General features: G+C 67.2%; 19 protein-coding genes. 11 read left to right on the top strand and 8 right to left on the bottom strand.

Annotated features, from left to right (window positions below; translation table 11 throughout):
* Positions 1 to 82 precede the first annotated feature (82 nt).
* On the bottom strand, positions 83 to 2,299 hold the full coding sequence (locus VHP37_21060) for a molybdopterin cofactor-binding domain-containing protein (GenBank protein HEX2828854.1): 2,217 nt from the start codon (positions 2,297 to 2,299) through the stop codon (positions 83 to 85).
* A gap of 12 nt (positions 2,300 to 2,311) precedes the next feature.
* Positions 2,312 to 2,767 (bottom strand): (2Fe-2S)-binding protein, encoded by a 456-nt coding sequence (locus VHP37_21055; GenBank protein ID HEX2828853.1) that lies wholly within the window; start codon positions 2,765 to 2,767, stop codon positions 2,312 to 2,314.
* Positions 2,768 to 2,939: 172 nt separating this feature from the next.
* Here VHP37_21055 and VHP37_21050 point away from each other — a divergent pair, with 172 nt between their 5' ends.
* A complete protein-coding gene (locus tag VHP37_21050) occupies positions 2,940 to 4,106 on the top strand; it encodes a mandelate racemase/muconate lactonizing enzyme family protein (GenBank protein HEX2828852.1) in 1,167 nt (388 codons plus the stop codon).
* 223 nt (positions 4,107 to 4,329) lie between these two features.
* Here VHP37_21050 and VHP37_21045 read toward each other — a convergent pair whose 3' ends face one another.
* Complete coding sequence (locus tag VHP37_21045; GenBank protein HEX2828851.1) at positions 4,330 to 4,698, bottom strand: DUF2007 domain-containing protein; 369 nt, start codon at positions 4,696 to 4,698, stop codon at positions 4,330 to 4,332.
* Positions 4,699 to 4,728: 30 nt separating this feature from the next.
* Between VHP37_21045 and VHP37_21040 the strand changes: the two genes are divergently transcribed.
* From VHP37_21040 to VHP37_20995, 10 genes are all read left to right on the top strand, one after another.
* Positions 4,729 to 6,189, top strand: coding sequence for an amidase (locus VHP37_21040; protein HEX2828850.1), 1,461 nt, complete (start codon positions 4,729 to 4,731; stop codon positions 6,187 to 6,189).
* Positions 6,189 to 6,368: a hypothetical protein gene (locus tag VHP37_21035; GenBank protein ID HEX2828849.1), complete on the top strand. Its 180-nt coding sequence runs from the start codon at positions 6,189 to 6,191 to the stop codon at positions 6,366 to 6,368. The genes VHP37_21040 and VHP37_21035 overlap by 1 nt, the downstream gene beginning before the upstream one ends.
* A 135-nt stretch (positions 6,369 to 6,503) precedes the next feature.
* Positions 6,504 to 7,574 carry an isocitrate/isopropylmalate dehydrogenase family protein gene (locus tag VHP37_21030; GenBank protein ID HEX2828848.1) on the top strand — a complete coding sequence of 357 codons (1,071 nt, stop codon included), beginning with the start codon at positions 6,504 to 6,506 and terminating at the stop codon, positions 7,572 to 7,574.
* Positions 7,575 to 7,709: 135 nt separating this feature from the next.
* Entirely contained in the window at positions 7,710 to 8,405 is a 696-nt protein-coding gene (locus VHP37_21025; GenBank protein HEX2828847.1) for a substrate-binding domain-containing protein, read from the top strand.
* Positions 8,406 to 8,541: 136 nt separating this feature from the next.
* The gene (locus tag VHP37_21020) at positions 8,542 to 9,921 is read left to right on the top strand and encodes an MmgE/PrpD family protein (protein ID HEX2828846.1); all 1,380 of its coding nucleotides are present in this window, start codon (positions 8,542 to 8,544) and stop codon (positions 9,919 to 9,921) included.
* 88 nt (positions 9,922 to 10,009) lie between these two features.
* Positions 10,010 to 11,671 carry an acyl-CoA dehydrogenase family protein gene (locus VHP37_21015; GenBank protein HEX2828845.1) on the top strand — a complete coding sequence of 554 codons (1,662 nt, stop codon included), beginning with the start codon at positions 10,010 to 10,012 and terminating at the stop codon, positions 11,669 to 11,671.
* On the top strand, positions 11,661 to 12,887 hold the full coding sequence (locus tag VHP37_21010) for a VanZ family protein (protein HEX2828844.1): 1,227 nt from the start codon (positions 11,661 to 11,663) through the stop codon (positions 12,885 to 12,887). The genes VHP37_21015 and VHP37_21010 overlap by 11 nt, the downstream gene beginning before the upstream one ends.
* Positions 12,884 to 14,488, top strand: a complete 1,605-nt coding sequence (locus VHP37_21005; GenBank protein HEX2828843.1) for a long-chain fatty acid--CoA ligase — start codon at positions 12,884 to 12,886, stop codon at positions 14,486 to 14,488. Before VHP37_21010 ends, VHP37_21005 begins: the two co-directional genes overlap by 4 nt.
* Before the next feature lie 53 nt (positions 14,489 to 14,541).
* Positions 14,542 to 15,135 (top strand): DsbA family oxidoreductase, encoded by a 594-nt coding sequence (locus VHP37_21000; GenBank protein ID HEX2828842.1) that lies wholly within the window; start codon positions 14,542 to 14,544, stop codon positions 15,133 to 15,135.
* 119 nt (positions 15,136 to 15,254) lie between these two features.
* Positions 15,255 to 15,530 (top strand): hypothetical protein, encoded by a 276-nt coding sequence (locus tag VHP37_20995; GenBank protein HEX2828841.1) that lies wholly within the window; start codon positions 15,255 to 15,257, stop codon positions 15,528 to 15,530.
* A 6-nt stretch (positions 15,531 to 15,536) separates the two neighbouring features.
* On the opposite strand, the gene VHP37_20990 is transcribed toward VHP37_20995, so the two are convergent.
* Genes VHP37_20990 through VHP37_20970 form a run of 5 tightly spaced genes read right to left on the bottom strand, consistent with a single transcriptional unit; the run spans position 15,537 to position 20,013 of the window.
* Positions 15,537 to 16,112: a hypothetical protein gene (locus VHP37_20990; GenBank protein ID HEX2828840.1), complete on the bottom strand. Its 576-nt coding sequence runs from the start codon at positions 16,110 to 16,112 to the stop codon at positions 15,537 to 15,539.
* A complete protein-coding gene (locus VHP37_20985) occupies positions 16,109 to 16,969 on the bottom strand; it encodes an alpha/beta hydrolase (protein HEX2828839.1) in 861 nt (286 codons plus the stop codon). Before VHP37_20985 ends, VHP37_20990 begins: the two co-directional genes overlap by 4 nt.
* Complete coding sequence (locus VHP37_20980) at positions 16,966 to 17,871, bottom strand: hypothetical protein (protein ID HEX2828838.1); 906 nt, start codon at positions 17,869 to 17,871, stop codon at positions 16,966 to 16,968. Before VHP37_20980 ends, VHP37_20985 begins: the two co-directional genes overlap by 4 nt.
* Before the next feature lie 19 nt (positions 17,872 to 17,890).
* Entirely contained in the window at positions 17,891 to 18,466 is a 576-nt protein-coding gene (locus VHP37_20975; GenBank protein HEX2828837.1) for a LemA family protein, read from the bottom strand.
* Positions 18,467 to 18,504: 38 nt separating this feature from the next.
* Positions 18,505 to 20,013, bottom strand: coding sequence for a hypothetical protein (locus VHP37_20970; GenBank protein ID HEX2828836.1), 1,509 nt, complete (start codon positions 20,011 to 20,013; stop codon positions 18,505 to 18,507).
* Positions 20,014 to 20,077: the final 64 nt, after the last annotated feature.

The following is a 20,077-nucleotide window of genomic DNA, read 5'->3' as shown; positions in this document are numbered from 1 at the left end:
AAAAAAGACCGGCCTCGCGGCCGGTCTCGTAAGGCGAAACCCGGGTCAGACCCCGATGAAGCCGGGGTCAGACCCGACCGTCTTACACGAGCTTCAGGTTCTTCATCGGCAGCGAGCGCACGGGCTTGCCGGTGGCGGCGAAGATCGCGTTCATCACCGCCGGCGCTGCGACGCAGATCGTCGGCTCGCCGACGCCGCCCCAGAAGTCGTAGGTCGGCGCGATCACCGTCTCGACTTTCGGGAAGTCGGCCATCGTCATCATCTTGTAGGTGTGGAAGTTGTCTTCCACGATCCGGCCCTTGTCGACGTTGAGCTCCTGGTAGTACGCGGCGCCCAGACCGTAGGCGACCGAGCCTTCCACCTGCGCCTTGATCTGGTCGATGCTGACCGCATGGCCGCAGTTCGTCCCCATGACGAGACGGTGCACCTTCACCTTGCCGCCGACCATCGACACTTCGGCGACCGCGGCGGTGTAGCTGCCGTAGCCCATGTGCTGCGCGACCCCGCGATACACACCGTTCGGCAGCGGCTTGCCCCAGCCCGCGGCTTCGGCGGTCGCGTTCAGCACGCCGAGGTGCTTCGGATGCTCCTTCATCAGCGCGCGGCGGAACTCCACCGGATCCTTGTTCGCGGCCTTCGCGAGCTCGTCCATGAAGCACTCGAGGAAGATCGAGTTCTGGTTGGTGTTGACGCCGCGCCACGGGCCGACCGGCACGTGGGTGTTGCGCATCGCGTACTCGGTGCGCAGGTTCGGCACCGAATAGCCGAGCTGCGCGTCACCGGGCTCCTTGTAATAGCCCTGGAGCTGGCGCTTGTCCCCGCCGCCCTTGATCGCCGACGGATTGAGGTACGCGTTGATCGACTGTCCCGAGACGCGGATGCGCAGGCTCTGCAGATTGCCCTTCTCGTCGAGGCCGCCCTGCAGCAGGCACTGCGTGATCGGGCGGTAGAAGTCGTGCGTCATGTCCTCTTCGCGGCTCCAGATCATCTTCACCGGCGTTCCCGGCGGGAGCTGCTTGGCGATGAGCGTCGCCTGGCGCACGTAGTCCTGCGTGCCGCCGCGGCGTCCGAACCCGCCGCCGAGCGTCTGCGGATACGCTTCGCACTGCGCGAGCGGAAGGCCGGATGCCGTCGAGAGCGCGGCGAGCGACGCTTCGGCGTTCTGCGTGGCGACCCACACTTCGGCCTTGTCGGCGGTGAGACGCACCACCGCGTTCATCGGCTCCATGCACGCGTGCGCGACGAACGGCACGCTGTAGGTCGCTTCCACTTTCTTCGGCGCGGCGGCGTAGGCCTTGATCGCGTCGCCCTCGTTGATGTCGGCGTATTTCTCGTCGGCGTTGGTGAGACCTTCCTTCAGGTGGGCGAGGATGGACGCGGTGTTGGCCTTGGCGTTCTCGCCTTCGTCCCATTTGATCGGCAGCGCCTTGAGCGCGGTGCTGGCGTGCCACCACGTGTCGGCCACCACCGCGACCGTGCCGTCGTCCACCTTCACCGCTTTCACCACGCCCGGCATCTTGGCGATCTTCGCCTCGTCGAAGGAGACGAGCTTCCCGCCGAACACCGGGCACTGCATGATCGCGGCGTTCAGCATCCCGGGCAGCTTGATGTCGATCGCGTAGATCTGGCTGCCGTCGAGCTTGGGCGCGGTGTCGACGCGCTTCACCGGCTTGCCGGCGATCTTCCACTGCTTCGGGTCCTTGAGCTTGACCGACTTCAGATCGGGCGGGGGCAGCTTCGACGCGGCCGCGGCGACCTTGCCGTAGGTCGTCGTGCGGTTCGACGCTTTATGCGAGATGACGCCGTTCTCGACGGTAACCTCGCCGACCGGCACCTTCCACTCGTCGGCGGCGGCCTGCAGCAGCATGCCGCGCGCGGCGGCGCCGCTCTGGCGGATGTAGTCCTGTGAAGTGCGGATGCCGCGGCTGCCGCCGGTGGACATGTCGCCCCACGCGCGCTTGCGGCCGTAGTTCTGGCCTGCGGTGATCGGCTCGACCGAGACCTTGCTCCAGTTGCACTCGAGCTCTTCGGCGAGGAGCTGCGCGAGGCCGGTGTGCGTGCCCTGGCCCATCTCGGCGCGGGCGACGCGGATCACGACCGACTCGTCGGGCTTGATGACGACCCAGTGGTTGATCTCCGCGCCCTGCGCGGCAGCGCCGCCGGTCGCCGCGGCCGCATGGGCGCTGCCTCCGAACGGGAGCTTGAGAGAGATCGCGAGGCCGCCGGTGACGAGCGCCGAATTGACGATGAACTTGCGGCGGGAGAGGCTCTTGATGTTGCTGTGTGCGGTGGTCTTCATCGTGTCCTCCCCTTACGCCTTGGCCTTGGCCGCGGTGTGGATCGCGGCGCGGATGCGCTGATACGTCCCGCAGCGGCAGATGTTGGTCATCGCGTCGTCGATGTCCTTGTCGCTGGGATTCTTGTTCTTGGCGAGCAGGGCCGCCGCCGCCATGATCTGGCCCGACTGGCAATAGCCGCACTGGGGCACGTCGTGCTCGAGCCAGGCTTTCTGGATCGGGTGCGACGCATTGGGCGCGAGGCCTTCGATGGTGGTGATGCGGTCGTTCGGCTGAACCGCGCTGACCGGGATCGAGCACGACCGGCGTACCTCACCGTTGATATGCACCGAGCATGCGCCGCATGCTGCGACGCCACACCCGTATTTGGTTCCGGTGAGCCCGACCTGTTCCCGGATGACCCAGAGCAGGGGGGTGCTGCCCTCCACCTGTACGTCGTGTACCTTCCCGTTGATATTGAGGCGTGCCATGGTTTTCTCCTGCGCTGGCGGTTGCTCGGAATGTGTTCTTATGGGTGACGCGCCGGACGATTCTAGCGCGGTATCAGCGTGGCCGGGCAAGCCGGAACAGGCGGCGCTGTCAGGGGGTCCCGGACAGGGCGCATGCTAGAATCGCCGCGCTTTCGCCCGCCCTTTCTTCCCCATGAAAATCACCGCGATCCACGCCACGGTCCAGCCGATCGCTTCGGCCATCCGCAACGCGTACATCGACTTCTCCAAGATGACCGCGAGCGTCGTGGCCGTCGTCACCGACGTCGTGCGCGACGGCAGGCGCGTCGTCGGCTACGGGTTCAACTCGAACGGGCGCTACGCGCAGGCGGGGCTGCTCGCCGAGCGCTTCATTCCGCGCATCATGCAGGCCGATCCTTTGAGCCTGCTGAACGACGCCGGCGACAATCTCGATCCCCACCGAATCTGGGCGACGGCGATGGCGAACGAGAAGCCCGGCGGCCACGGCGAGCGCTCGGTCGCCGTCGGCGTGCTCGACATGGCGGTGTGGGACGCGGTGGCCAAGATCGAAGGCAAGCCGCTGTACCGCCTGCTCGCCGAGCGCTATAACGGCGGCGAGGTCGACGACAAGGTGTTCGTCTACGCCGCCGGCGGCTATTACTACCCCGGAAAGAATGTGCAGGCGCTGCAGGACGAGATGCGCAAGTACCTCGACCTCGGCTACAGCGTCGTCAAGCTCAAGATCGGCGGCGAGCCGCTGTCGGACGACCTGCGGCGCATCGACGCGGTGATCGACGTCGTCGGCTCGCCCGACCGCGTGTGCGTCGACGCCAACGGCCGCTTCGATCTCGACACCGCGGTCGAGTACGCCAAGGCGCTCGAGCCGTACGGCCTCTTCTGGTACGAAGAGGCGGGCGATCCGCTCGACTACGATCTCCAGGCCGAGCTGGCGGTGCACTACACGCGGCCGATGGCGACCGGCGAGAACCTCTTCTCGATGCAGGACGCGCGCAACCTGATACGCCACGGCGGCCTGCGCCCCGATCGCGACTGGCTGCAGTTCGACTGCGCGCTGTCGTACGGTCTGGTCGAATACCTGCGCACGCTGAGAATGCTCGAGGAGCACGGCTGGTCGGCGCGGCGGTGCGTCCCGCACGGCGGCCACCAGATGTCGCTCAATATCGCCGCGGGGCTGGGGCTCGGCGGCAACGAGTCGTACCCGGACGTGTTCCAGCCGTTCGGCGGTTTCGCCGACAACGTGCCGGTCCAGGACAGCTACGTGCGCATGCCCGACGTGCCGGGGGTGGGGTTCGAGGCCAAGTCGGCGCTGTACAGGGTCATGAAGCAGCTCGCTTCCTGATCTGTTCTTCGTAGGGTGCATTAGTCCTACTGTGTCATTGCGAGAAGCCGCGCGCGCGGCGACGAAGCAATCCCGAGGCGCTCGGGACGGCTCGTGCGCCACGAGATCGCCACGGCTCGCTGTGCGAGCCTCGCGATGACACAGTTCGATTAGCCGCGATAGCGGCGTAACGCACCGACAGAAGGGCCCTTTTTTCGGTGCGTTACGCTATCGTTAACGCACCTTACGGACCACGCGGTGTACCGCACTTCCAGCAGGTCGTGAACTGTCCTTCGAGCGTCTCGCCGCAGGCCTCGCAGCGCCATGTGCCGAGCCCGGTCGCGTAGCTTCCGTTCAGGAACGCCTTCAGCAGCGCGTCGGCTTCGTCGAAGCGCGCATCGTCGGTGATCCATACCGCGCACACGTCGGCGGGCAGCTCGCCCCAGCCGCTGGTGAGGTATTCGCCGCGCACCACGGCCTCGATACCGTGTGAATCGAGAAAGCCGCGGATCATGTGGGCCTCGAACGCGTGGCGCGCCGGATGGAGGAGCTTCATCGCGCCATCGTAACGAATGCTAGAATCGCGCGCACTCACCGCGTTCAGCTTCACCACGCTGTTCCTCCATCCACGGCCGATCCCCACGTGAAATCGAGCGACGCCGAGCTTTGTTTTCTCAGCGCAGCCGCGCAAGGCGAGCTCATACGCGCGCGTCGGCTGTCGCCCGTGGAGCTCGCGCGCGCGTACCTCGAGCGCATCGAGCGCTATAACCCTGTCCTGCGCGCCTATATCACGGTCGCCGCGGAGCAGGCGCTTGCCGCGGCGCAGGAAGCCGAGCGCGAGATCGCGGCGGGCAATTACCGCGGCCCGCTGCACGGCCTCGTCTTCGGCGCCAAAGATCAGATCTGCACGAGCGGCGTGCGCACGACGTGCGGCACGCGCGTCGAAACCGGCCACGTCAAAGACATCGATGCGGCGGTCGTCGAGAAGCTGAAGCGTGCGGGCGCGATCCTCATCGGCAAGGAGAACCTGCACGAGTGCGGCAAGGGCGGCACCAACGTCTTTCCGTACGGCCAGCCGCGCAACCCCTGGAATCCCGAGCGCACGCCGTCGAGCTCGTCGAGCGGATCGGGCATCGCGCCGGCGGCCGGCTTGTGCTCGGCGTCGATCGGCGAGGACACCGGCGGCTCGATCCGCGGTCCCGCGGCGGCGAACGGCTGCGTGGGCTTGCGCCCGACCTACGGGCGCGTGAGCCGCTACGGCGCGGTGATGTACGCGTGGCATTCGGACACCATAGGGCCGGTCACGCGCACGGTGCAGGACAACGCGCTTTTCCTGTCGGCGATCGCGGGGCGCGATGCGCGCGATCCGTTGAGCAGCGCGCGCGACGTGCCCGATTTTTCCGCTGGGCTCGGGCGCGACCTGCGCGGGCTGCGTCTCGCGGTCGTGCGCGAGATCGCCCGCGTCGACGGCGTGCATCCCGACGTCTCCGATGCTTTCGAGCGTTCCGTCGAGACCCTGAGATCGCTCGGCGCCGAGATCGGCGAAGTATCTCTGCCGTGGGCGAAGCACGCGATCCCGCTGCAGATGCTCACGTCGGACGCCGACGCGGCGTCGATGTACATCGAAGCGCTGCGCAGCCAGTGGGACGTCTTCGACGTCGGCACGCGCACGCGCATGGCCACCGCGCTGCTGGTGCCCGCGCCGGTCTACAGCCGCGCGATGCGCGCGAGGGCGGTGGTGCGGCAGCAGGTGCTCGACGCTTTGTCGCAGTGGGACGCGCTGATCTGCCCGACGAACAACAAGCCCGCGGGGCTCATCGACGAGACGAAAGAAAAAGTCGAGAGCAAGGCCGACGTCGCCGAGCGCCTGATCCTGAGGCGCATCGGCACGCATACTTTCGGCGCATCGAACGTCCCCGCGCTGGCGCTGCCGATGGGCTTCAGCGGCGACGGCCTGCCGCTGTCGCTGCAGATCGCGGGAAGGCCTTTCGACGAAGCGACGGTCTACCGCATCGGCCACGCATACGAGCAGGCGACCGAGTGGCACACGAAGCACCCCGACCTCGAGCGCACGCTCGCGCAGCGACTGAAAGAGGCAGGCTGATGGAGCTCACGCGCGAAGACATCGCGGCGATGGCGAAAGCGGTCGGGCTGGAAATTCCCGAGTACGACGTCGAGAACGTGCGGCTGCGCCTGTCGACGCTGCTGACCGAGATGGAAGCGATCGAGCGCGAGCTGGGGGTGGAGATGGACAAGGTCGACCCGGTGCCGCCGGTTTTTTAACTGCGTAATTAACCGCAAAGGACGCAAAGAACGCCAAGGAAAGCTAAACGTCGCGCACGCATGACGACGCGACGCTGAATAACCTTTGCGTCCTTTGCGTCCTTGGCGGTTGAAAAGGTTTTTTGAGGAATCGAAGTGAATCGAGCTCTGAAGATAGGAATCCTGGAAGGCGACGACATCGGTCTCGAGGTCGTTCCCGAGACGATCAAGATCATGAAGGCCGCCGCGCAGAAGGTCGGCCTGGCCATCGACTGGTATCCGATGCCGATCGGGCGCAAGGCGTACGACGAGCTCGGCTACACGCTGCCGCCGGGCACGCTGGAGAAGCTCGACACCTACGACGGCTGGGTGCTCGGCCCCATCGGGCACCAGGCCTATCCGAAAGGCAAGCCCAACGCGATCAACCCGCATCCGATCCTGCGCAAGCATTACGACCTCTTCGCGAACATCCGTCCCGCCAAATCGCTGCCCGGGGTGCCGTGCGTCTACGACGACGTCGATCTCATCATGGTCCGCGAGAACAACGAAGGCATGCCGCCCGACCGCAACGTGTTCATGGGCAACGGCGAGTTCAGGCCCACGCCCGACATGACGATCGGCGTGCGCGTCATCACGCGCCAGGGCTCGAGCAAGGTCGCGCGCGCCGCGTTCGAGCTCGCGCGCACGCGTCCGCGCAAGAAGCTCACCGCGGTGCACAAGGACACGGTGTTCAAGCTCGCCTGCGGCATGTTCGCCGAGGAGTGCCGCAAGCTCGCGAAGGAATATCCCGACGTCGCGTACGACGAAGTGCTCGTCGACACGATGGCGATGAAGCTCGTGATGAAGCCGCAGCAGTTCGACGTGATCGTCACGACGAACACCTTCGGCGACATCCTCTCCGACGCGGCGGCGGGTCTGGTCGGCGGTCTCGGCCTCGCACCCGGCCTGTCCGCCGGTCCCGAGCGCGCGATGGCGCAGGCGACCCACGGCTCGGCGCCGGACATCGCGGGCAAAGGCATCGCCAATCCCTACGCGATGATCGTCTCCGGCCAGATGTTGTTCGAATGGCTGGGCCGCAAGCACGACGAGCCGAAAGCGGTCGAAGCCGCGAAGCTCATGGAGCGAGCGATCGAGAAGGTCATCGCCGAGCGCAAGACGCTCACCCCCGACCTCGGCGGCAAGGCGTCGACGAGCCAGATGGGCGACGCCGTCGCTGCGGCTGTTTAAGAAGCAAATGAACCGCAAAGGACGCCAAGGACGCAAAGGTTAATCAACGTCGCGTGGTCAGGCGTGCGCGATGTTTAGCTTTCCTTGGCGTCCTTTGCGTCCTTGGCGGTTAAAACGCTTTTGAAGGAAGAGCCTTTGGCTACATTGAGAATTCTGAGCGCGGGTGCGGCGCAGGCGGTGACCGAGCGCATCATCGAGGCGTTCAAGCGCGACACCGGCGCCGATGTCGTCGCCGATTTCGGCGCGGTCGGCGCGATGAAAGCAAGGGTCGAAGGCGGACAGCCGGTCGACGTCATCACGCTCACGCATCCCATGATCGACGAGCTCAGCGCATCGGGCCATGTGCAGCCGGGCTCGCGCTTCGATCTCGGCCGCGTCGGCACCGGCGTCGCGGTGCGCGCAGGAACGCAGGTGCCTGACGTATCGGAAGCGGCGTTGCGCGAGCGTATCCGCAGCGCGAGCGTCATCGTCTTTCCCGATCCGGCCACCGCGACCGCGGGCAAGGTCGTGATGAGCCTCATGGACAAGCTCGGCGTGCTCGACGAAGTGCGCGGCCGCTTCAAGTATTTTCCCAACGGCTACGCCGCGATGGCGTGGCTCGCGCAGACGTCGGGCGAAGGCGAGCTCGGCATCACGCAAGTGACCGAGATCCTGCCGAACAAGGGCGTCGCGTTTGCGGGGCCGCTGCCGGATCAGTACCAGATGAAAGCGACGTATTCGATCGGCGTCGCGGCGAGCGCGGCTGAGCCGGGACTCGCGCAGGATTTCGTGGCGCGGTTCAAGACGGAGCAAGCGAAGGCGCTGCTGAAGGAGGCCGGGTATGAGGCGTGAAAATGGATTCCCGCCTTGGCGGGAATGACGCCCACCTTCACCGCCTCACCGTCATTTCCTCACCTTCATTTCCTCACCTTCACCTCATCACCTTCACCTCATCACCTTCATCTCATCACTTTCATCACCCCGGAACATGGCCGATAAATCCTCCCTCCCCAAAGTCTCGGTCGCCGAAAAGCTGGTCGACCAGGCCGCACAGGTCGCCGCATCGGCGCTGCCGAAGAGCGTGCGCAACCGCACCGAAGAGCTGCTCATCGACGTCGTCGGCCTGTGCGTCGCCGCGCGCAAGACCGACTACATGCAGGCCGTCACCCGCAGCGTCGACGCGAGCGGCCACTGCACCGCGATCGGCCACGCGACGACGTACTCGCCCGACCAGGCGGCGCTCATCAACGGCACCGCGGCGCACGGCGAGGACTTCGACGACACGTTCGAAGGCGGGCCGGTGCACAGCAGCGCCGTGGTCGCTCCCGCGGTGCTCGCGATCTGCGAGCGTTTCTCGCGTGACGGCCGCGCCGCGCTCGCCGGTCTCGCCATCGGCATCGAGACGCTGTGCCGGATGTCGATGGTGATACCCAAGGCGATCCACAAATCGGGCTTCCATCCGACGAGCATCCTCGGCACCCTCGGCGCGACCCTCGGCGCTTCGGTGGCGCGGGGTCTCGATCGCCGGCAGGCCGTCGACGCGCTCGGCAACGCCGGCAGCATGTCCGCGGGCATCATCGAGTATCTCGCCGAAGGCGCATGGACCAAACGCCTGCACGCGGGCTGGGCCGCGCAGGCGGCGGTGCAGGCGGTGCGGGTCGGCGAGAACGGCTTCCTCGGCCCGCGCACGGTGTTCGAGGGCACGCACGGCGTGTTCCAGGCGTTCGCGCACAACCGCGAAGGCGATTACGACGTACTCTTCGAGGACTTCGGCAGGAAGTGGTACATCGACGCGATCACGTTCAAGCCGTATGCGACGGGCACGATGAACCAGCCGTACATCGATTGCGCGCTGCGGCTCTCGAAGAAAGGCATCAACCCGGACGACGTCGTCGACGTGCTCTGCGAGACCGCCGAAGGTTACGTGCACCGGCTGTGGGACCCGCTCGAGGCGAAGCAGAAGCCGGCGACGGATTACGGCGCGAAGTTCAGCGCGCCGTTCAACATCGCGGTCGCGTTCATCACCGGCGGCGCAGGCCTTGCCGCGTTCACCGAAGAGACCGTGCGCGATCCGCGCATCCTCGCGCTCAGCAGCAAGGTGCGCTACGTGGTCGACCCGAACAACCCGTATCCGAAGGCGTACACCGGGCACGTGCGCATGACGCTGAAGGACGGCACCGTCGTCGAAGAGCGCCAGCCGCACATCCGCGGCGGCGCGCACGAGCCGCTCACGCGCGAGGAGATCGAAGACAAGTTCCGTCGCAACGTCGAGTTCGGCGGCTGGGACAAGGCGCGTGCCGACGCGTTCCTCAAGGCCGCGCCGAAGCTCTTCGACGGGCCGCTCGATCTGTCGCTGCTGCGCGGCTGACGCGCGTGATCTTGAATCGGTGCTCCGCGCATCGGGCGTAGCGACCCGCAGGCTTTCGTACGGACGGCGCCGGCTACATAATGGCTCGGTGTTCACCCAGACTCCGCCCGAGCTCGGCAACCAGTACGACGGCGATCGTGTGCTGCGGTCGTATCTGGATCGCACGCTGCCGCCGGAGATGCTCGCCGCGATAGAGCCGGCGCTCGCGGCCATGGGCGAGCTCGCCGGCGGCGAGCTCTATCGAGACCAGCTCGCGGACCGACTGAACGAGCCCACCGTCACGCACTGGGACGCGTGGGGCCGCCGCATCGACCGCATCGAGGTGACGCCGCTGTGGCGCAAGGCCGAGCGCATCGCAGCCGACAGCGGTCTGGTCGCGACCGCGTACGAGCGCGCGCACGGCGCGCTCTCGCGCGTGCACCAGCTCGCGCTCGCCTATCTCTTCACGCCCTCCACCGACATCTACAGTTGTCCGCTCGCGATGACCGACGGCGCCGCGAGCGCGCTGATCGCGGCGGGCAACGAAGCGCTGATCGCGCGCGCGGTGCCGCATCTCACCAGCCGCGACCCTGCAAGCTTTTGGACGAGCGGGCAGTGGATGACCGAAGCGACCGGCGGCTCGGACGTGGGCTTGTCGCGCAGCGTCGCCAAGAACGAAGACGGTGTCTGGCGGCTCTATGGCCGCAAGTGGTTCACCTCCGCGATCGCGTCACAGATGGCGCTGACGCTCGCGCGGCCCGAAGGCAATCCGCCCGGCGGCAAGGGCCTCGCGCTGTTCTACGTCGAGACGCGCGACGGACAAGGGCGGCCCAACCGCATCGTCGTCAATCGCCTGAAAGACAAGCTCGGCACGCGCAAGGTGCCCACCGCCGAGCTCGAGCTCGAAGGCGCGCCTGCCGAGCTCGTGTGCGGCACCTCGGACGGTGTCCGCAACATCGCGCCCATGCTCAACGTCACGCGCACGTGGAACAGCGTGAGCGCGACGGCGCTGATGCGCCGCGGGCTCGCGCTCGCGCGCGACTACGCGGCGAAGCGCATCGCGTTCGGCGCGCCGCTCGCCGCGAAGCCGCTGCACGTCGATACGCTCGCCGGCTTGCAGGCCGAATTCGAAGCCGCTTTCCATCTCACGTTTTTCGTCGTGGAGCTGCTCGGGCGCAGCGACGCCGGCGAGGCGAGCGAGCAGCAGCTCGAGCTCCTGCGCGCGCTGACGCCGATCGCCAAGCTCACGACCGGGCGCCAGTGCGTCGCGGTGCTCTCGGAGGTGGTGGAAGCGTTCGGCGGCGCGGGCTACGTCGAAGACACCGGTATACCGCTGCTGCTGCGCGATGCGCAGGTGCTGCCGATCTGGGAGGGCACGACCAACGTGCTCGCGCTCGACGCGCTGCGCGCGCTCGCCGGCGGCCGCGGGATCGAAGCGATCCGCCGCGAAGCGGGTTTCCTGCTGCAAACGGTCAAACATCCGGATCTGATCCGCCTCTCCGCCCGTATAGAGTCGACGCTCGAAGAAGCCGGCCGATGGCTCGGCAGCGGCTCGCCGGCGCTGGTCGAGGCCGGCGCGCGGCGCTTCGCGCTGACGACAGGACGCAGCTTCGCCGCCGCGCTGCTGGCGCGTCACGCGCAATGGGCGCTGACGCACGAAAGCGACGAACGCCCGCTGGCGGCGGCGCGAAGGTTCGTGTCCGCCGGAATCAACCTGCTGCAAGAGATGAGCGCCGACGATACACGTCGGCTGGCCCTGGATGAGCGCTGAAGACGACGGGCATTCCCCACCCCGGCCGGTGGATACCGGCGCACGCCTCGGCACCGCACTGCTGCTCTACATGATCGGCGTGATGCTGATCGTCACGCTGCTGCCTTTCCACTTCGTGTGGCCCGAGCAGTGGGAGGTGACCGTCGGCGGCGATGCCTACGACTTCGCGGTCAGCGTGGTGCTGTTCATTCCGCTCGGATTCCTGCTCAGGTTCGCGACGCCGCGGGGACGGCCGGAGTCGGTCGCGGTGTCGATCTGGACCGCGACGCTCATCAGCGTCATGATCGAAGCGCTGCAGCTTTTCGATCCGACGCGCGTCTCGGCGATCCTCGACGTCGTCGGCAATACGCTCGGCGCGGGTATCGGTGCGCTGGCCTTCGAACGCATCGCGCGCTCGGCGGGCCTCGCCGGACGCGCCATCGGCTGGCTGGGGCTCGAGATGCCGCTCATGGCGCTCGTGTATCTGCTGGTGCCCCTTCGCTGGGCGAACTCCCTGGCGGCGCGCGGGGAGTGGGTGCCGATCGGCACGACGTTTCTCATAGGCGCTTTCGGCGCCATGCTTCTGGGCGGGCTCCAGCGACATTACTTCGGACCTTCCAGAGCGGCCGAGCCGCACCATACGGCGGCTTTCGCGGCGCTGTGGTTCGTGGCCGGCGCGTTCGCGCTGCTGGTGTGGCAGCCGCTCGGGCTCGCGGCCGGTACGCTCGGCGTCGCAGCCCTATGCTGGTGGCAGGGGCGGCGGCCGCTGCACGATGCCGGATCGAACCGGCGCTTCGAAGTTCCGCTGCTGCGCTCGGCGCTGCCGCTGTTCGCGGTGTACCTCGTCGTCCTCGCCATCGCGCCCCTCTTCGGGGTGATGGGCGCGTGGCGGGGCGGAATCGGTTTTCCCGCCGTCGCTCCGTCGCGGGTGGAAACCGCGCAGGTGCTCGAGTTGTGCGCCGCTTTCACGCTGCTCGGCTATATCGCCACCGAGCTGCGAGGCCGCGACGTGAAGGGCTACCGCGATGCCTTCCCGCGTCTCATCGCGTGGGGCGTCGGCCTGGCGATCGCCGTCGAGGCGGCGCGAGGCTTCGATCTGCACGGCGCGTCGGCGGCGCGAGGGGTGCTGCTGGTCGCCGCCGGTCTGTTCGGAGGGTGGCTTTATTATCTGCAGCGGGCGCATGTCATCTGGCTCTTATCGAACAACGCATCGAGCGTCGACCGGAGGAACACATGATCGCAGCGACCATGATGCAGGTCCCGCTGACGCTCGCGCACCTGCTCGAGCGCGCCGGGCGTCTCTTCGGCGCGTCGCGCGTCGTCTCGCGCCTGCCGGACAGATCGCTGCACCGCTGCACCTACGCCGACTTCCACCGCCGGACCCACGCCCTCGCGGGCGCGCTGCAGAAGCTCGGCCTGCGGAAAGGCGACCGCGTCGCGACGCTGATGTGGAACCACTACGCGCACCTCGAAGCGTATTTCGCGGTGCCGTGTGCAGGCGGGGTGCTGCACACGCTGAACCTGCGGCTGGCGCCCGACGACATCGCGTTCATCGCGAACCACGCTAAAGACCGCTTCCTGATCGTCGACGATGCCCTGCTGCCTTTGTACGAGAAATTCAGGGCGCAGACGAATTTCGAGCGCGTCATCGTCGTGCCGCTGACGGGACGGCGCGTGGCGGGCGCGCTCGACTACGAAGCGCTGCTCGACGAGCGCGCGCCTTTCGAGCCGCCGCCGCTCGCCGAGAACGACGCCGCAGGCATGTGCTACACCTCGGGCACCACGGGGCGGCCCAAGGGCGTGGTGTACAGCCATCGCTCGATCGTGCTGCACTCGCTGGCGACCGGCCTCGCCGATTACCTCGGCCTCGCCAACCGCGACACCGTGACGCCCGTCGTGCCGATGTTCCATGTCATGGCATGGGGCCTGCCGTTCACCGCGGTGATGGTCGGAGCCGACCTTGCGATGCCGGGCCCTCATCTCGACGCGGTCAACCTGCTCGACCTCTACGCAGCCGAGCGCGTGACCGTCACCGCGGGCGTGCCGACGCTGTGGCACGGCATCCTCCAGGCCCTGGAGCAGGAACCGCAACGCTGGAAGCTCGAGCCGGGCTTGCGCATGATCGTCGGCGGGGCGGCGTGCCCCGAATCGCTGTTCCGCGGCCTCGACCGCCACGGCGTGCGCGTCGTGCACGGCTGGGGCATGACCGAGACTTCGCCGGTGGGCGTCTTCAACTTCGACAAGCGCGGGGCGCCGAACGAAGGTGACGCGGGCTACGCGAGGCGCGCGAAAGCGGGTGTCGCGCTCCCGTTCTTCGAAGTGCGCACGATCGCCGACGGCCGCGAGACACCCGCCGACGGGTCGACCATGGGCGAGCTCGAAGTGCGCGGCCCATGGGTTGCAGGCGCCTATCACGAGGAGCCCGGCAGCGCGCAGCAATGGACCGAGGACGGCTGGTTCCGCACCGGCGACATCGCGACGATCGACGAGCACGGCTACGTGAAGATCACCGACCGCATCAAGGACCTGGTCAAGTCGGGCGGCGAATGGATCAGCTCGATCGACCTCGAGAACGCGCTCGTCTCGCATCCCGACGTGCAGGAAGCCGCGGTGATCGCGGTCGCGCATCCGAAGTGGGGCGAGCGTCCGCTCGCGGTGATCGTGCCCAAGGCGGGGACGAAGCCGTCGCGCGAAACGCTGCACGCGCATCTGACGAGCTTCGCGTCGTACCAGCGGCCGGAGGCTTACGTGTTCGTCGACGAGATCCCGCGCACGTCGACGGGCAAGATGATGAAAGCTAAACTGCGCGAGACTTACAAGGACTGGAGCTGGACATGAGCGAGCCTCTGAGGATCGACATCGTTTCCGACGTCGTTTGACCCTGGTGCTACATCGGGAAGCGCAGGCTCGAAGCCGCGCTGCGTCTCTATAGCGAGAAGCATCCCGATGAGCCCGTGCCGGCCGTGCGCTGGCTGCCTTTTCAGCTGAATCCGGACCTGCCTTCGAGCGGCATGCCGCGCAAGGAATACATCGAGCGCAAGTGGGGCGCGGGCCGCGGCCCCGAAGTCTACGCGCGCATCGTGGGCGTCGGCCGCGAAGTCGGGCTGCCGCTCGCCTTCGAGAACATCCAGGTCCAGCCCAACACGCTCGACGCTCACCGGCTGCTGCATCACGCCGGCGGCCAGGGACGCCAGGACGAAGTGGCCGAGGAGCTCTTCAAGGCCTATTTCGTCGAAGGGCTCGATCTCACCGATGCCGCGACGCTCGCCGACGTCGCGGCGCGCGGCGGCCTCGATCGCGCTGCGGCGCTGGCGTATCTCACCAGCGACGCCGATCGCGACCTCGTGCAGAGCGCCGACCTCGAAGCGCGCAACGCGGGCATCGGCGGCGTGCCGTTCTTCATCTTCGACCGCAAGATCGGCGTCTCGGGCGCGCAGGGCGAGGACGTGCTGCTGTCGGCGATGGAGCAGGCGAGGTCCGGCTGATTCGCGCCGACCCGGATTTCGGCTGCGACCGCTGCTGGCCGGCAGCCGCCGATGCGGCATGGGATGCGCGAGCCTACCTGCAGCGCGCCGGAGAGCTCATCGATGAATCGCACTTCCACGTGATGCTGCTCGCCTGCGCGCACTGCCGCCAGCGCTTTCTGTCGGTGTTCTGCGAGACCATCGACTGGGCCGACGGCGAGGACCCGCAGTACTGGACGTTGACGCCGCTCACCGAAGAGGAAACCGAGGCGCTCGCCGCGCGCGGCGGCGAGATCGCAGAGACGGATATCGCCGCGCTCGGCGGCGAGCGGCGTACCCTGTGCCGCGATTTTCCCAAGGCCGAGCCGATTCGTACCTACTGGACGCGCGGCATGAGCATCCGCCCGCACGATTGAAAGGACCTACTTCGCCGGCGGTGTGATCTGCAGCGTGCCGACTTCGCTCGTCGGCACGAGCGCGAAGGAATTGAGGAAGCGGTTGATCTCGCCCTGCGGCACCGCGTTCTTGCGGCCCATCGCGATCACCTGGTAGAGCCGCTGATCGACGAGGAAGAGGCGCGCCTGCATCACCGCTTCGGTGCCTTTGCTGTCGCCTTCGGCGGTGAACTCCAGGCCCTGATATTTGCCTGAGAGCGTGAGCTTGCCGTCGCTGCCGACACGGCGTCCGCCGATGCGGCGCACCCACGTGTTGCGCACGCCCTCGAACACTTCGTACGGATCCTTGCCGACGACGAGCGCGAGCGGATAGTCGGTATAGCCCACCGCGTAGTACGACAGCGGCCGGTCGGAGCTGTAGAGAAACGCCGTCATCTTTCCCGCGGGCGTGTCGAACTGCTGCCTCGTCACGTTCGGCTGGCCGCGCATGAGGACGCGAAAGCCGCCTTCGCTCACTTCCATCGGACGCCATTCGGACTGCCCGCACGACAGCGACAGCAGGGAAAGCGCAATGACGAACAGCAGTCGTATCGAGGATTTCATTCGTTTTCCGGTTCGAGCAGGAAGGCGCGCACGATCTCGACCTGTGCATCGTCGAGCAGCATCGGCGCGTGGCCGATGCCGTCGAGCTCGACGAGGCGCGCTTTCGGCCCGCGGTGCGTCATCGCGACCGCGGTCTCGCGCGTGAGCACGTCGGACTCGGCGCCGCGCAGGAGCAGCGTCGGGCAGCGGATCGCGTCCCACAACGGCGTGAGATCGACGTCGGCGAGGTCGCCCCGGAACGCGTCGCCGATCGCCGGGTCGTAGGCCTGCATCCACTGGCCGTCGGCGTCCCGGATCGCACTGGTCTCGGTGAGGTGCCGCCACTGGGCGTCGGTGAGCGGCCCGAACGGCGCGTAGGCGCGCCGCACGTGCGCTTCGAGGGCGTCCAGGCTTTCGAACTTCCATGCGCGCCCGACGTACGTCGCGATGCGCTCCAGCGCAGCTTTCGGCACGATCATGCCGGCGTCATTGGCGACGAGCTTGGCGACCGGGTTGTCGGCGAGCGCCGCCAGCATGATGCCCGCCAGCGCGCCCATCGACGTGCCCACCCACGCGACTTTCGCCTCGCCGTGCGCCGTCACGCGCGCGATGAGCGTGGTGAGGTCGGCGAGATAGAGCGGATAGGCGTAGTCGCTCGCAGCGGCAAGCCGGTCGCTCTCGCCGCGTCCCGGCATGTCGGGACAGATCACGCGGAAATCGCGCGACAGCGACTGCGCCACGAAATCGAAGTCGCGGCCGGTGCGCGTGAGGCCGTGCACGCAGACGACGATGCGCTCGTTCGCGGGATCCCCCCACTCGTAATAGCGCAGCCGGTGAAAGCCCCTGCTGTCGAGGCAGCGCACGGTTTCGCGTTTCAAGAGGCCTGCCCCCCGACGAACAGCAGGTACGAAGCCGCGCCGGCGGCGAAGAAGAACGCGAGATGCGCCCAGCTCCACATCGCGTAGCGCCGGCCGATCATCGCGGGCAGCGCCGCGGCGATGATGAAGCACCGGCCGTCGCGCGGGTTGGACAGGCGGTGCAGGCCGGTGCCGCCGAGCGCGTCGGCATTGCGCTTCGCGACCTCGCGATGAGCCTCGAGCCGCGCGGCTTCCCACTCCTGGAGGTCGACCTTGCCGTCACGGTTGGCGTCGAAGCGCAGCACGAGCGATTTCACGTCCTTTTTCCATTCGGCGAGCAGTTCCGAGACCGCCTTGCGGCTGTCGAGATCGAGCGCGGCGGTCGCGTGGGTCGAGAATTCACCGAGAGCGTACAGGATACCGCCCGGCAGCAGGAGCTCTTCGGTGTAGCGGCGGTTTCCGACCGTCCAGGTCTCGGAGCGCGGATAGAGGATCTCCGCGCCGTCGGGCGCGATGACGCACTCGCCGGTCTCGTCGACGAGCAGGAAGTGGGCGGCGCTCTCGCCTTCGTCCTCGGTCTGCCACTTGTCGTCGCTGGTCCGGCGGGCGACGCAGTAGCGGTACCAGCAGCACGGCACCGACTTGAGCGGGCTCACCAGCGGCTGGTTCGCGATTTGCGCCGATTTTCCGAGGAGCTCGATGTACCCTTGCGCGGCGGACGCCACTTTCGAGGTCGGCACGTCGTGCACCAGGCGGAAGCGGCGGTAGTTCGCCATCCACGCGAAGAAGCTCACGATCGCCATCAGGACGAGGGCGTAAGGCCAGACATCCGCGGAGTCCGCCTGCGCCGCGACGACCACGATCACCGCGTGAGCGCCGCCGCTCAGCCAGTTGGCGCGCAGACTCCTCAGCGCGAGCCGCATCGACCTGGTGCGAGCGCCTCTACGCCTGGAAGAGCTGCTTTACGTCGACGTCGCTCTTTTCCTGCTCCGGGAATTTCAGGAGTTCGAAAGGCTTGAACCCGAGCATCGAAGCGACGATCGAGTCGGGTAACTGTTCGATGCGCACGTTGTTGACGTTCACCGACTCGTTGTAGAACTCGCGGCGGTCGGCGATGGCGTTCTCGAGCGACGAGATGCGCTCCTGGAGGTGGCGAAAGGTCTCGTCGGACTTGAGCTCGGGATACGCTTCCGCGACCGCGAACAGGCGGCCGACGGCGCCGCGCAGCTCGCCTTCGGCCGCGCCCAGCGCCCCGATGTCCTGCTGCGTGCGGGCGTCCGAAACCTGCGCCCGCGCCTGCATCACGCGGGTGAGCGTGTCCTGCTCGAACTTCATGTACTGCTTGCAGGTCTCGACCAGCTTCGGCAGCTCGTCGTGACGCTGCTTCAGCAGCACGTCGATGTTCGCCCACGCCTTCGACACGTTGTGCTTGATCTGCACCAGCTGGTTGTAAATCATGACCAGATACACCAGGGCGACGACCAGCACTGCGATCAGGATGATGCTCGTGAGCTCCATCGGACCTCCGCGACAGTTCGATTGCCGCGGATTCTAGCTCACCAGGTGTAGTTCACGCTGTAACGCACGACCGCTTCCTTGCCCGGCTCGATCTTCACCGGGAACTGCACGGTGCGCGCGTCGAGCTTTTCGTGCTCGTGGGTCTTCTGGGTGATGGTCCAGTTGACCCACCGATAGAGGCTTTCCTTCACCATCACCGTGACCGCTTCCTTCTTCTGGTTGCGCACCTTGACCTCGATCTCCTCGGTCATCGACTTGCGCGAGGTGTCGACGTTGAAGTTGACCTGGCGGCGCTCGCCGACCACGTCGAACGCCGAGCCGAGCTTGATGCGCACCTTCTCATTGCGCGGCGTGTGATCGATCGCGTCCTCGCCGATGAACTCCAGCGTCTTGTCCGCCGAATCGAGCTTGGCCACGCGCATGCGGCCCGCGGGCAGCGGCATGCCGAGGTTGTTCTCCTGCGCGTTGCGGAAGTTGAGGTAGGTGTCGACCTTGCGGTTGCTCTCGATGCCGTAGCCGCGGTCGGTGATCGCCGAGCCCGATTGGTACCACCCCGGACCGCCCTGGTAGACCAGCGTCTTCTCGCACGGGACGCCGCGCGCGGTGGGAAAAAGCTCGATCTGCTTGGTCGAGTTGTCGGGGATGCCGGTCGTGCGCCCGAGCGTGTAGAGGTGGTACTCGAAGAACGATTTTTCCTCGAAGCCCGCGGCCTTCTGCGAAGCCACCGCTTCGGCGCGCGCGAGATCCATCATGCGCGGCGCCGGGACCGGTCTGGGCGCGCGGTGCACGTCGCCCGCGACGAGCTTCACCTTGGCATCGGGATAGCTCGCCCCCGACTGGTTGAGGATGCTCACCCAGGCGGACACGTCGAGCCGGCACGCGTTCGCATTCGCGCCGTCGCTGTAGGTGAGGTTGTAGTCCGCCCACCACGCGATGCCGTTCGTCTGGTACGACACGCGCGTCGCGTGCGTCGCCGCGCGCTCGGCGGCGACGTCCCACACCAGGGTCGGGCGCGTGATGAGGCCGCCGGGCAGGTCGGGCAGGGTGACGCCGGCGTTGTTCGGCAGCATCTGGATCGTGCCGTCGGGCCGCCTGAGCACCAGCCCGCCGGCGGTCGAGAGCAGGGTGCCCGAGAACGACTCGACCGCGTTGCCCCGAACCTGGTCGACCTGGATCGTGCGGTCGACGTATTTCTGGAGCAGCTTGGCGCTGTTGACGAGATCGAACTGGAAGCTCTGTTCGACGACCCGCGTCCCGGCGGGATCGGTGAGCGATTCGAACGCGACCGTCGTCGGGTCGATCAGGGCGGCGACGTCGGTGACGCGCACCGTGTTTCGCCCGCGCTCGAGCGCGAACGGGCGATCGACTCGCACCAGCGCGTAGCCGGGCACGTTCTGGCCGGGGATCGAGTTGCGGTACGTCTCGGGCGGGATCGAGCCGGGGCGCGCGCTGCTGTAGATGGTGAGCGCGTTCGTCTGGGCGTGGGCGCCGGCGGCGGTCAGCGCTGCGGTCAGGGCGAGAGCGAGCGCGGTTTTGCGGTGCTGCATCGAAAGCTCCTCGAATGATGACGTTCCGAAAGGCTCAAACGCAGGCACGGACGATTCGGGGTTA

The organism is Burkholderiales bacterium, assembly GCA_036262035.1.
Classification (GTDB): Bacteria; Pseudomonadota; Gammaproteobacteria; order Burkholderiales; family SG8-41; genus JAQGMV01.
The sequence above is the reverse complement of the archived record's forward strand: the minus strand, read 5'-3'. Positions and strand labels throughout refer to the sequence as shown.